This is a genomic window from Pseudomonas sp. LBUM1643 (assembly GCF_059716215.1).
In genome coordinates this window covers 1,668,720-1,680,787 of record NZ_CP166813.1, presented here as the reverse complement: position 1 = coordinate 1,680,787, position 12,068 = coordinate 1,668,720, and the positions used below count along the sequence as shown (strand labels likewise).

The following is a 12,068-nucleotide window of genomic DNA, read 5'->3' as shown; positions in this document are numbered from 1 at the left end:
ATTCGTCGAACTGGCGAGCGCTGCGCACTCGAACGCAGCCTCGCAGGCTCGGCAGCTGCTACAGGTTATGCGTCGTAAAAAAGAAATCGGAGACTCGGAGTTTGTAAGGACGGTCCGAAACCGTCTTTACCCAAGCTTTACGCTCCGCTGACCGCCGCTGACCTTGATCTCCGTAATCTGTACTCATCCGGAACGTACCGGGAACGAGACAAGGAGATTCACCATGCGCAAGACTCTTATCGCTCTGATGTTCGCTACCGCCCTGCCAACCGTTGCCATGGCGATGCCTGAAGGCACAGGCCCGATGGGTGGCCCGATGGACGGTCCACGCCACGGCGGTCAGATGCATGACAGGCACGGCAAAGGCCCGTACAGCCAGCTGGACCTGAGCCGCGAACAGCGCGAACAGATCCGCAAGATCATGGGCGAGCAGATGCACGAGCGTAAGCAAGTGGTCGACAAGTACCTGGAGAAACTCTCGCCAGCCGACCAGAAAGCCATGAAAGACGAAATGGCGACCAATCACAAAAAAGCCGAGGCGGATGTACGCGCCCTGCTGAAACCGGATCAAGTGAAGCAATTCGACGAGATCCAGAAGAAACAGGCAGAGCGTCGCGCCGAATGGGCCGAGTTCAAGGCCTGGAAAGCGCAACAACCGCAAAAAGCGCAATAATGAGCTGACCCATGGACCCAACGGCCTCAACCGTTGGGTCTGACTCTATTCAAAACCCTTGTAGGAGTGAGCCTGCTCCGGGCGGCGTTCCGACGATAGCGGTGTGTCAAACCAAGCTAATCGACTGACACTGCGCTATCGCGAGCAGGCTCGCTCATACAGGGGATCTGCGTTTGTTCGAGGATTTTCTGTGCGCTCATTGTTCTGGCGTATTCTGGCCAGCTTCTGGCTGGCCATCGCTCTGGTTGCAGGTCTCTCCATTCTGCTGGGGCACATGCTGAATCAGGACGCCTGGATACTCAGCCGCCACCCGGGGCTCAATACCCTGGCAGAACAGTGGACACAAACCTACGAAGCTCAGGGTGAGGAAGCGGCCCAGGACATTCTCGAGCAGCGCAAACGCCAGTATCACATCGACGTTCAAGTGCTCAACGAGAGCGGTGATCCGGTGGTTCGCGGCACGTTTCCACGCCGGGCGGCCGCCTTCGAAGCGCGCCAGAACGATGGTGATCGCCGTCTGCCGTGGCGTCGTCTGACCGATGAATACACCAGCGAAAAAACCGGCAACACCTACCTGTTGATCTACCGCATCCCGCACCCGGAACTCGATTCATGGCATCGCGAAAGCCTGCTCTGGCCATTGAGTGCGCTGGGGATTGCGCTGGTGGTGCTGACCTTGTTCAGCCTGCTCGTGACACTGTCCATCACGCGTCCGCTCAGCCGTCTGCGCGGCGCGGTGCATGATCTCGGGCAAACCACGTATCAGCAAAACAGCCTGGTCAAACTGGCCAATCGTCGCGACGAGTTCGGCGTGCTGGCCAACGACTTCAACCGTATGGGCGCACGCCTGCAAAGCCTGATCGGCAGTCAGCGGCAATTGTTGCGTGACGTTTCCCACGAACTGCGCTCGCCGCTCGCCCGACTGCGCATTGCCCTGGCACTGGCCGAGCGGGCGAACCCTGAAGAACGCGAAAGACTCTGGCCGCGTCTGACGCGCGAATGCGACCGACTCGAAGCCCTGATCAGCGAAATCCTGGTATTGGCGCGGGTTGACGCCGACAACGCCAGCGCTGAAGACATTGATCTCAATGCGCTGCTGCACACCCTGCAAAAAGACGCCCAGCTCGGTTCGCCGGAGCAGACCGTGCGTTTGGAAGCCGAATCGCCGCTGAACCTCAAAGGCTGGCCGACGATGATCGAACGCGCCGTGGACAATCTGCTGCGCAACGCCCAGCGCTTCAACCCGCCAGGTCAGCCGATTGAAATGCACGCAGCACGTCAGGGAGAGCGGATTGTGGTCAGTGTTCGCGACCATGGGCCGGGTGTCGAGGTCGAACACCTGGGCCAATTGGGTGAGCCGTTTTATCGAGCGCCGGGGCAGACAGCGGCAGGCCACGGTTTGGGCCTGGCGATTGCGCGGCGGGCGGCGGAGCGACATGGCGGGAGTCTGGTGCTGGCCAATCACCCGGACGGCGGGTTCGTGGCCAGCCTGGAATTACCGTTGGCACCGGGAGCCACAGTCCAACCGTAATGCGGAGTTGATACAAAAAGATCGCAGCCTCGTTTCACTCGACAGCTCCTACAGGTGAAGGCAGGTTCACACACATCCCTGTAGGAGCTGTCGAGTGAAACGAGGCTGCGATCTCTTGATCTTCAAACGTTAGCAGGCCAGGCGCTGACAAATTCCGCGAGGTCGACTTTCTCCGCAATGCGCGGTTCTTTCTGCGGTGTCCCCAGATAAAGAAACGCGATCACTTCCTCCCCTTCCGCCAGCCCCAACCCTTTGGCCACATGGGCCGAATACGCCAGCTCACCAGTGCGCCACACTGCGCCAATGCCTTGGGCATAAGCCGCCAGCAGAATCCCGTGGGCTGCACAGCCCGCAGCCAGCAATTGCTCGGACTTGGGGTATTTGACGTGATCCTGCAAACGCGCGATCACCACGACCACCAACGGCGCACGCAGCGGACCGTTACGCGCCTTGTCCAGCGCGGCGTCGGACACTTCACCGTCCTGCAGCTTCGCGGCCTCGGCCAGCAGCTCGCCCATTTGCTCGCGTGCTGCGCCTTCGACGGTCAGGAAGCGCCACGGCTGCAAATGACCATGGTCCGGCGCACGCATGGCGGCGGCAAACAGCACTTCACGCTGCTCTGCGGTCGGCGCCGGCTCGAGCAATCGGGGAACGGAAACACGGTTGAGCAAAGCGTCGAGAGCCTGCATCGGCCACCTCCTTTAAAAATGATTGGCTATTCTAGCGGTAAGTGCCGCAGGGATGCCGGTTTACATGCCCTGCCCCGCGGGTAGAATGGCGCCCTTCCCTATTTCAGCCCGAGCGGACTTCATGGCGTTGCCGACCTTACGGACAATTGGTTTCATCATCGGCATCTTCCTGATCACGCTGGCCATCGCCATGGTCGTGCCCATGGCCACGCTGCTGATCTTCGACCGCACCAGCGACCTGCCATCCTTCCTGTGGGCCAGCATGATCACGTTTGTCGCCGGTCTGGCCCTGGTCATCCCCGGTCGTCCCGAACACGTGCACCTGCGGCCCCGGGACATGTACCTGCTGACGGTCAGCAGCTGGCTGGTGGTGTGCATCTTCGCCGCGCTGCCGTTCCTGCTGACCCAACACATCAGTTACACCGACTCGTTCTTCGAAAGCATGTCCGGGATCACCGCCACCGGTGCGACGGTACTCAACGGCCTGGACACCATGTCACCCGGCATCCTGATGTGGCGCTCATTGCTGCACTGGATCGGCGGTATCGGCTTTATCGGCATGGCGGTAGCGATTCTGCCGTTGCTGCGCATCGGCGGCATGCGCCTGTTCCAGACGGAGTCCTCGGACCGCTCTGAAAAGGTCATGCCCCGCTCTCATATGGTGGCGCGCCTGATCGTGGCAGCTTACGTCGGCATCACCATTCTCGGCAGCCTGGCGTTCTGGTGGGCCGGAATGAGCCCGTTCGACGCGATCAACCACGCAATGTCGGCGATCTCCACCGGCGGCTTCTCGACGTCCGACAAATCACTGGCCAACTGGACGCAACCCGCGGTGCACTGGGTGGCGATCGTCATCATGATCCTCGGCAGCCTGCCGTTCACCCTGTACGTGGCAACGTTACGCGGCAACCGTCGGGCGTTGATCAAGGATCAACAGGTCCAAGGCTTGCTCGGCATGTTGCTGGTGACCTGGCTGGTACTCAGCACCTGGTACTGGTGGACGACTCAGTTGCACTGGCTGGAGGCCTTGCGGCACGTGGCGCTGAACGTGACCTCGGTGGTAACCACCACGGGTTTCGCGCTGGGGGACTACAGCTTGTGGGGTAATTTCTCGCTAATGTTGTTCTTTTATCTGGGCTTTGTCGGTGGCTGCTCGGGATCGACCGCCGGCGGGATCAAGATTTTCCGCTTCCAGGTGGCCTACATCCTGCTCAAGGCCAACCTTAACCAGTTGATCCACCCACGTGCGGTGATCAAGCAAAAGTACAACGGTCACCGTCTCGACGAAGAGATCGTGCGTTCGATTCTGACCTTTTCGTTCTTCTTCGCCATCACCATCTGCGTGATCGCCCTGCTGCTGTCGCTGCTCGGCGTGGACTGGATGACGGCGTTGACCGGCGCGGCCAGTACCGTGTCAGGCGTCGGCCCGGGGCTCGGCGAGACCATTGGCCCTGCGGGCAATTTCGCGACGTTGCCGGACGCTGCCAAATGGATTCTGTCGTTCGGCATGCTGCTGGGCCGACTCGAGATCATTACGGTGTTCGTTCTGTGTATACCGGCGTTTTGGCGTCACTGACCGGCGCAGGCATGCCCGACAGCCGCGCCCGGTATTCGCCTGGGGTGGCGTCGAACCATCGTCGAAAAGCGCGGAAAAAATTACTCGGGTCAGCGAATCCCAACAGGTAGGCAATTTCCAGAAGGGTCATGGTCGGTTGCGCCAGGTACTGCTCGGCCAGCTCGCGCCGGGTGTCGTCCAGCAGCGTCTGAAAGCTGGTGCCTTCTTCCTGCAGTCGTCGCTGCAGGGTTCGCTGCGACAGGTGCAGCGTCTGCGCCACGGCATCGCGCTTGGGTTCGCCTCTCGGCAGCAAACGGCACAATACCTGCCGCGCCTTGTGGGTCACGCGACTCTCGGAAAAGCGCGCCAGGTACTCGCCGGCAAACCGGTCATGCAACAGCGCCATGGCCTCGTTGGCGGTCGGCAGTGGCGCCTCCATGTCGGCACGCTCGAAGATCAGCGCGTCATACGGCGCGTCGAACACCAGCGGCGCGTGGAAAGCTTGTTTATAGGGTTCAAGGTTGGCGGGGTGAGCCCCCTGAAACACCACTTTGCGCGGCTGCAAGGTACGTCCGGTCAGCCAGCTGCACAGCCCCAAGGCGCAGGCCAGTGAAGCTTCGGCACTTTGCCGGGTCGGCGGCAAGTGGTCGCCATGCACCGTCAGAATCAGCGCATACCCCTCATCCAGCAGACGAAAACTCAGGTCTGCACTTTCTGCGATGATCCGCTGATACCGCACCAGCCGCTGAAAGCCCTCGGCGAGGGTCTGGCTGGACATCAAAGCGTAGCCCGCGACATGAAAGGAGGCCGGTCGCACCACCTTGCCCATGTTCAGGCCGATCGCCGGGTTGCCGGACAGCTCGACCGCACGCTGCCACAGTCGTGTCATGGAGTCTTGAGGGAAGCGCGCATCAGGATCATTCAGTGATGCGTAGTCGAGCCCTAGCTGCTTGAACAGAACCCGGCAATCCAGGCCGTCCATCTCCAGTGCTTTGACAATCCCCATCGCCCAGCTTGCAGAAGTCGTTCGTTCGCTCATGGCGTTTTCTGTCTTGGTGAGCCGTCTACCGCGGCAAATTTCCCGAAGGATACTAAAGTGGCGCCCATTGTCACTGGCTGATGCCAATGATCACTCTAGACTCAAATAAGCTACCCGCAGAACAACTTGCCGTCAGAACAATAACCACAGAGATCGCAGTCGTGGAAAACACCAAGCGTTTCAACAGCTTCGCTGAGTTCTACCCGTATTACCTCAGTGAGCACAGCGACAGTACTTGCCGACGATTGCACTTCATCGGTACGTCCCTGGTTATTTTAATCCTGGCGCTGACCATTGCTAAAGGCGCTTGGTGGCTCTTGTTGGCGCTTCCGCTGGCCGGTTACAGCTTCGCCTGGGCCGGACATTTCTTTTTCGAAAAGAATCGTCCCGCCACCTTTCAACACCCGCTTTACAGCCTGTTCGGCGATTTCGTCATGTACCGCGACATGATCCTGGGTCGCGTGCCGTTCTAGGTGCACAACCGTCACACGAGGAAAACCGATGAATGCCAACGCCCGCTTCACCCACATGAAAGACGGCACCCAGGAAGACTGGGCCATTATCGCCGCCGATTTCAGTGCTTACGCGCGGCAGTTGCCGAAGCGGATCGTGGCGCACCTGAAGTTGCTGGAAGGTGATTTCGGTGGCTTCCCTGTGGATCGCCTGACTCATTCCCTGCAAACCGCCAGTCGCGCCTGGCGCGATGGCCGCGACGAGGAATATGTGGTCTGTGCGTTGCTGCATGACATTGGCGATACGTTGGGTTCCTACAATCATCCGGACATCGCGGCGGCGATCCTCAAGCCATTTGTCAGCCCGGAAAACTTGTGGATGGTCGAGAAGCACGGGATTTTCCAGGGCTATTACTTCTTTCACCACCTGGGGATGGACAGGCATTTGCGCGAGCAATTCAGCCAGCATCCGCAGTATCAAGCGACGATCGAGTTTTGTGCCAAATACGATGCTGCGGCGTTTGATCCGGCGTATGACACGCTGCCATTGAGCTTCTTCGAACCGATGATGGAGCGGCTGTTTGCGCAGCCCAGGAACTCGATCTACAAGGCGGCCATGGAAGAGCATGCGCCAGCCTGATTAATCCCGGGACCACTTCGCGGTCCATCGCGAGCAGGCTCGCTCCCACAGGGTTTCTTCGGTGACGCACCGTATCGATGAACACTGAAGGCCCAATGTGGGAGCGAGCCTGCTCGCGATGAGGCCGGCCCTGATACTGCAAATTCTAAGCGGGCTCCGCTACTTTCACCGCCTTCAACCCGGACTCCCGCGCCTGCGCGTCCGCCAACCGGTACAACTCGATCGACCCGTCCCAATGCTCGATCAACGCCGTGCATGACTCCACCCAATCCCCGCAATTGAGGTAATCCACCCCGCCGACCTTGCGGATCTCGGCATGGTGGATGTGCCCGCACACCACACCGTGCAACTCGCGCTTCACACACTCGTGGGCGATGGCTTCTTCGAAGTCGCTGATGAAGCTGACCGCTGTTTTTACCTTGTGTTTGAGGTACGCCGACAACGACCAATACCCGTAGCCATACCGTGCACGCCAATGGTTGAGCCAGCGGTTGAGGGTCAGGGTAAATTCGTAAGCCGAGTCGCCGAGAAAGGCCAGCCAACGGTGATAGCGGGTGATCACATCGAACTGATCACCGTGGATCACCAACAGATGTCGACCGTCGGCCGTGACGTGCACCGCCTCGTCCACCAGATGGATGTTGCCCAGAATCAACTTGGAATAACGGCGCAGGAATTCGTCGTGATTACCGGTGACGTAGATCACTTCGGTGCCGCGCTTGCTCATCGTCAGCAGCCGTCGAATCACGTTGGTGTGCGCCTGAGGCCAGTACATGCCGCCGCGCAGTTTCCAGCCATCGATGATGTCACCGACCAGGTAGATTTTGTCCGTGTGGTAGCGCTTGAGAAACTGCGACAGGTGCTCGGCCTGGCAATCCCGGGTACCCAGGTGCACGTCGGAAATCCACAAGGTACGCACACGCTGCTTGCGACTGGGTTTGACGAACTCGGCGCTGGTCATGGGCAACCCTCTGCGATTGTTTTTGCAACTGTGCGCCGGCCGGGTGAACCGTCCATGACAGGTGCGCGTCAGTCCTGTGACAGCGCGCTGCAGTAACCTCGGTGTAGACTGACAACCTTGCCCGGGAGACCTGCGATGAGACCGATCCTCACGCTACGCCACTACACAGAAGACCTGATTGTCCACAGCCACGACCACGCGCAACTGGTGTTCGGGCTGTCGGGCGCGCTGGACTTCGAAGTCGGCGGGCATGGCAGTCAGGTCGTCCAGCAAAGTTTTGTGGTGGTACCGTCGGGTTTTCACCATGCCTGCGGCAGCGCCAATGGCAGTCGGTGCCTGGTGCTGGACGTGCCGAGCGACCAATGGGTTTCACAGTCCCTGGGCGATCACGCCGAAGCCAGCCGGCGCCTGCTCGACAACGCCGGACGCCTGCCACTGGACGCGGGACAGAGTCAGTTAGTGAGCTGGCTGGCGGGAAGCCAGGTCAACGATCCGGTGATCGCGCAACAGGGCGCGGTGCTGTTGCTAGCGAGCCTCAATAACGCCAGACCCGAGACCGTGGGTGGCCGGCGTCTGCCCTACGCTGCGCTGAACGCACACATCGATCAGCACGCGGCTTACCCATTGCAAGTGGCCGACCTCGCCCGTGTTGCCGGATTGTCCAGCGCCCGGTTGCATGCGCGGTTTGTTGCCGAGTGCGGACAGACGCCGATGGACTACATACGCAGCCGCCGCCTGCACCGGGCCGTCGACTTGTTACGCGGGTCGGCGTTGCCCATTGGCGAGATCGCCAGTCAGGTTGGCTACAGCTCTCAAAGTGCCTTCGCGGCAGCGGTGCTGAGGGAATTCGGCGCCTCGCCCGGGGCATTGCGACGCGAGGCTGGCGACAAATGACAGTAGCCTGACGACAGACATGACGGCCTTCACACGATTCAATGTAGGAGCTGCCGCAGGCTGCGATCTTTTGATCTTTCTTTCATCGATCTTGAAAAGATCAAAAGATCGCAGCCTTCGGCAGCTCCTACAGGGGACCGCGTTTATCTTTGATGAATGGGTCGGCCCGGTTCAACAGGTTTCTCAAGGATCGCAATGACTCCCCGTACTGCTTTAGGCGCCCTGCATATCGGCGCATTGATGTTCGGCCTGACCGGTGTGTTCGGCAAACTCGCCGCAGCCTCTCCCGCCGTCATCGTTTTCGGTCGCGCGGCTTTCGCCGTACTGGCACTGGCGGTGTTTGCGCGATTCGCCAGTGATACACCGTGGCGCAAACTCCAAACGGTGGACTGGCGTCGACTGCTGCTCAGCGGCTTGTTGCTGGCCGGACACTGGGTAAGTTTTTTCATCGCCGTGAAGGTCGCCGGGGTGGCGATTGCCACCTTGGGTTTCGCCAGCTTCCCGGCATTCACCGTGATCCTCGAAGGACTGATTTTCCGCGAACGCATTCGCGCTAACGAAATCCTGCTGGTGGTGCTGGTGAGTGTCGGACTGGTGTTGGTCACGCCTGACTTCGATCTGGCCAGCGGAGCCACCACGGGCCTGTTGTGGGCCATCGCATCCGGCTTGCTGTTCGCCCTGCTTTCATTGACCAACCGCGCCAGCTCGGGGCGCATCCCGCCGGTGCAGGCAGCGCTGTGTCAGAACGTGGTGGTCGCGCTGTGCCTGCTGCCGGTTGCGGCACCGCAATTGAGCGAAGTTCGCGCCCTGGACTGGCTGTGGATCGGGCTGCTCGGGGTGTTCTGCACGGGCGTCGCTCACAGCCTGTTCGTTGCCAGTCTCGCGGTGATCAAGGCGCGAACGGCTGCGGTGGTATTCACCCTGGAGCCGGTCTACGGCATCACCGTGGCATGGCTGCTGTTCGATGAAAATCCGACGCTGCGCATGCTGATCGGCGGTGCGCTGATCATTGTGGCGATCGTGGTATCGAGCCGGCTTTCAGGCGGATCAAACAAGAAGGTCGTCGCAGCAGAGGCCGCGTCTCACTGAGTGCGGTCGTTGTGGCCCAGATCGCGGTCCGGATCAATCCGGTCACGGACCCGCTGCTTCAATACTTTGGCCTCGGGAAAGCCGCCGTCGGCCTTGCGCTCCCAGAGCTGCACATCGTCACAAAAGATGTGAAAGACCCCACCGGTACCGGGCACCAGCGACACTTTCCCCAGGTCATCGCCAAAGGTACTGAGCAGTTCCTGCGCCAGCCAGGCGGCGCGCAGGAGCCACTGACACTGCGTGCAATAAGTGATGATGATTTCCGGTTTACTTGCAGTCATGATCGACAAAACTCCTGAGACAGAGGGCGCCGCTATAATAGCGGCCTTTTTCGCTCGTCCCGAGATTCATGATGCGCCATCTGTTGTCCTGCCTGCTGCTCTGCCTCCTGCCCTTGATCGTTCAGGCCGCTGAAACACCTCGACCGAAAGTCGGCCTGGTGCTGTCCGGTGGTGCCGCCCGTGGCCTGGCGCATATCGGCGTGCTCAAGGCGCTTGAGGAGCAAGGGATCCAGATCGATGCAATCGCCGGGACCAGCATGGGGGCGGTGGTCGGCGGGCTTTATGCGTCGGGATACAAGATCGATGAGCTGGAGAAGCTCGCCCTGAACATCGATTGGCAGCAAGCCCTGTCCGATGCACCGCCACGGGAGGATGTACCGTTCCGGCGCAAACAGGATGACCGCGACTTCCTCGTCAAACAGAAACTGAGCTTTCGCGACGACGGCAGTCTGGGTCTGCCCCTGGGCGTCATTCAGGGCCAGAACCTCGCACTGCTCCTGGAAAGTCTGCTGGCCCACGCCAGTGATACCCGGGATTTCGACAAGCTGCCGATTCCGTTCCGGGCGGTCGCGACCGACATTGCCAGCGGTGAAAAAGTGGTGTTCCGCAAGGGTCACCTGCCCCAGGTGATTCGCGCCAGCATGTCGATTCCGGCCGTGTTTGCACCGGTCGAAATGGACGGCCGCTTATTGGTGGATGGCGGCATGACCGACAACATCCCCTTGGATGTCGCCCGGGAAATGGGCGTGGACATTGCCATTGTGGTCGACATCGGCACACCACTGCGTAATCGCAAACAACTGGTCACGGTGGTCGATGTCTTGAACCAGTCCATCACCCTGATGACCCGCCGCAACTCCGAAGAACAACTCGCCGCCCTGCATCAAGACGACATATTGATCCAGCCATCACTGGCAAGCTTCGGCGTCACCGACTTTGGCCGGGCTCAGGAAATGATCGACGCCGGCTATCGCGCCACGCGGATCCTCGATGCCCGCCTGACAAAACTCAAACCCGCGCAGTCACTGGATGAAGAACTGAACGCTGCGCGCGCGCCGAGTCAGCGCACACCGATCATCACCGCGATCAAGGTCGAAAACGATTCGAAAGTCGGCGACGACGTCATTCGTTACTACATCCGCCAGCACATCGGTGAACCCCTGGACCTGGGCCGCCTGCAAACCGACATGGGCACGCTGTACGGGCTGGATTACTTCGAGCAGGTACAGTATCGCGTCGCTCACAAGGGCAAGGACCACACCCTTATCATCAGCGCCCGGGGCAAGCGCAGCGGGACGGATTATTTGCGCGTCGGCCTGAATCTTTCAGACGACATGCGGGGCGACAGTGCGTTTAACCTGGGTGCCAGCTATCGGGTCAACGGTATCAACCGCATGGGTGCCGAATGGCTGACCCGCGTGCAGATAGGTGACCGGCAAGAACTCTACAGCGAGTTCTATCAGCCGCTGGATGTCGGTTCGCGTTACTTCATCGCGCCCTATGCGGCCTTCGATGCGCAGAACGTCGAGGCTGTCCTCGAAAACGACCCTATCGCGCAATATCGCGTTGAGCGCTACGGCTTCGGCCTGAACGTCGGTCGCCAAATCGGCAACAGCGGCGAGGTGCGTTTCGGTGTCGGCGAAGCCTGGGGCAAGGCGGACGTGCGCATTGGCGATCAGGACTTGCCGAGCGAAAGTTTCAATGAGGGGTTCTATGAGCTCAAGTACTCGTTCGACTCACTGGACAACGTCTACTTCCCTCATGAAGGCGAAGACATCGGCCTGGCGTTCCGTCAGTACGAGCCAGGGCTGGGCTCGGACAAGCGATATCGGCAATGGGAATTCAAACTGGACAAAGCCCTGAGCAGCGGCCCGGACACCTTCATTCTCGGCGGTCGTTATGGCCGCACGCTGAACGACGCCAACGTGGTCACCTCAAGCTTCCTGCTCGGCGGCGCACGGCAACTGTCGGGCTTTAGAGAAGACGCCATTTCGGGGCAGAACATCAGCCTGATGCGCGGGGTTTATTACCGACGCCTGACCCCGCGTTCCTACCTGCCGCTGGACTTCCCGCTGTACGTCGGCGGTTCGCTGGAGCGTGGTCGGGCGTGGAACAATGACAATGAATTCGACAGCGGCTACATCAACGCGGCCAGCGTGTTCATCGGATTCGACACGCCCTTGGGGCCGCTGAATTTCAGTTATGGCTTCAACGATGCGGATGAACAGGCGGTTTATCTGAATCTGGGGCAGACGTTTTAGTCT

12 protein-coding genes are annotated in these 12,068 nt (G+C 60.2%); 8 read left to right on the top strand and 4 right to left on the bottom strand.

Going from position 1 to position 12,068, the window contains the following annotated elements; translation table 11 throughout:
• Positions 1–223 precede the first annotated feature (223 nt).
• Together ACA063_RS07495 and ACA063_RS07490 are read left to right on the top strand one after the other, a co-directional pair.
• The gene (locus tag ACA063_RS07495) at positions 224–673 is read left to right on the top strand and encodes an LTXXQ domain protein (protein WP_497665361.1); all 450 of its coding nucleotides are present in this window, start codon (positions 224–226) and stop codon (positions 671–673) included.
• 190 nt (positions 674–863) lie between these two features.
• On the top strand, positions 864–2,204 hold the full coding sequence (locus ACA063_RS07490) for a sensor histidine kinase (RefSeq protein ID WP_497665360.1): 1,341 nt from the start codon (positions 864–866) through the stop codon (positions 2,202–2,204).
• Between the two features lie 122 nt (positions 2,205–2,326).
• On the opposite strand, the gene ACA063_RS07485 is transcribed toward ACA063_RS07490, so the two are convergent.
• Complete coding sequence (locus ACA063_RS07485; RefSeq protein WP_497665359.1) at positions 2,327–2,893, bottom strand: NAD(P)H nitroreductase; 567 nt, start codon at positions 2,891–2,893, stop codon at positions 2,327–2,329.
• A gap of 121 nt (positions 2,894–3,014) precedes the next feature.
• On the opposite strand from ACA063_RS07485, the gene ACA063_RS07480 reads away from it, so the two are divergent.
• Complete coding sequence (locus ACA063_RS07480) at positions 3,015–4,469, top strand: TrkH family potassium uptake protein (protein ID WP_497665358.1); 1,455 nt, start codon at positions 3,015–3,017, stop codon at positions 4,467–4,469.
• Here the strand turns inward: ACA063_RS07480 and ACA063_RS07475 are convergent.
• Positions 4,426–5,487, bottom strand: a complete 1,062-nt coding sequence (locus tag ACA063_RS07475) for an AraC family transcriptional regulator (protein WP_497665357.1) — start codon at positions 5,485–5,487, stop codon at positions 4,426–4,428. The two genes, ACA063_RS07480 and ACA063_RS07475, sit on opposite strands and share 44 nt — an antisense overlap.
• Positions 5,488–5,648: 161 nt before the next feature.
• Between ACA063_RS07475 and ACA063_RS07470 the strand changes: the two genes are divergently transcribed.
• Entirely contained in the window at positions 5,649–5,960 is a 312-nt protein-coding gene (locus tag ACA063_RS07470; RefSeq protein ID WP_162436847.1) for an Mpo1-like protein, read from the top strand.
• 28 nt (positions 5,961–5,988) lie between these two features.
• Positions 5,989–6,579, top strand: coding sequence for an HD domain-containing protein (locus ACA063_RS07465; protein ID WP_497665356.1), 591 nt, complete (start codon positions 5,989–5,991; stop codon positions 6,577–6,579).
• Between the two features lie 145 nt (positions 6,580–6,724).
• On the opposite strand, the gene ACA063_RS07460 is transcribed toward ACA063_RS07465, so the two are convergent.
• Positions 6,725–7,540 (bottom strand): UDP-2,3-diacylglucosamine diphosphatase, encoded by an 816-nt coding sequence (locus ACA063_RS07460; RefSeq protein ID WP_497665355.1) that lies wholly within the window; start codon positions 7,538–7,540, stop codon positions 6,725–6,727.
• A 135-nt stretch (positions 7,541–7,675) separates the two neighbouring features.
• Between ACA063_RS07460 and ACA063_RS07455 the strand changes: the two genes are divergently transcribed.
• Together ACA063_RS07455 and ACA063_RS07450 are read left to right on the top strand one after the other, a co-directional pair.
• Positions 7,676–8,434: a helix-turn-helix transcriptional regulator gene (locus tag ACA063_RS07455; RefSeq protein ID WP_497665354.1), complete on the top strand. Its 759-nt coding sequence runs from the start codon at positions 7,676–7,678 to the stop codon at positions 8,432–8,434.
• Positions 8,435–8,629: 195 nt separating this feature from the next.
• Positions 8,630–9,523 (top strand): DMT family transporter, encoded by an 894-nt coding sequence (locus tag ACA063_RS07450; protein WP_497665353.1) that lies wholly within the window; start codon positions 8,630–8,632, stop codon positions 9,521–9,523.
• Here the strand turns inward: ACA063_RS07450 and ACA063_RS07445 are convergent.
• Positions 9,517–9,804 (bottom strand): Rdx family protein, encoded by a 288-nt coding sequence (locus ACA063_RS07445; protein WP_162436852.1) that lies wholly within the window; start codon positions 9,802–9,804, stop codon positions 9,517–9,519. The two genes, ACA063_RS07450 and ACA063_RS07445, sit on opposite strands and share 7 nt — an antisense overlap.
• Positions 9,805–9,875: 71 nt before the next feature.
• Between ACA063_RS07445 and ACA063_RS07440 the strand changes: the two genes are divergently transcribed.
• Entirely contained in the window at positions 9,876–12,065 is a 2,190-nt protein-coding gene (locus ACA063_RS07440; RefSeq protein ID WP_497665352.1) for a patatin-like phospholipase family protein, read from the top strand.
• Positions 12,066–12,068: the final 3 nt, after the last annotated feature.

Coding starts and splice junctions, on each gene's coding strand:
- ACA063_RS07475 (WP_497665357.1), bottom strand. CDS start 5,487: ATGAGCGAACGAACGACTTCTGCAAGCTGGGCGATGGGGATTGTCAAA.
- ACA063_RS07485 (WP_497665359.1), bottom strand. CDS start 2,893: ATGCAGGCTCTCGACGCTTTGCTCAACCGTGTTTCCGTTCCCCGATTG.
- ACA063_RS07445 (WP_162436852.1), bottom strand. CDS start 9,804: ATGACTGCAAGTAAACCGGAAATCATCATCACTTATTGCACGCAGTGT.
- ACA063_RS07495 (WP_497665361.1), top strand. CDS start 224: ATGCGCAAGACTCTTATCGCTCTGATGTTCGCTACCGCCCTGCCAACC.
- ACA063_RS07465 (WP_497665356.1), top strand. CDS start 5,989: ATGAATGCCAACGCCCGCTTCACCCACATGAAAGACGGCACCCAGGAA.
- ACA063_RS07480 (WP_497665358.1), top strand. CDS start 3,015: ATGGCGTTGCCGACCTTACGGACAATTGGTTTCATCATCGGCATCTTC.
- ACA063_RS07440 (WP_497665352.1), top strand. CDS start 9,876: ATGCGCCATCTGTTGTCCTGCCTGCTGCTCTGCCTCCTGCCCTTGATC.
- ACA063_RS07460 (WP_497665355.1), bottom strand. CDS start 7,540: ATGACCAGCGCCGAGTTCGTCAAACCCAGTCGCAAGCAGCGTGTGCGT.
- ACA063_RS07450 (WP_497665353.1), top strand. CDS start 8,630: ATGACTCCCCGTACTGCTTTAGGCGCCCTGCATATCGGCGCATTGATG.
- ACA063_RS07455 (WP_497665354.1), top strand. CDS start 7,676: ATGAGACCGATCCTCACGCTACGCCACTACACAGAAGACCTGATTGTC.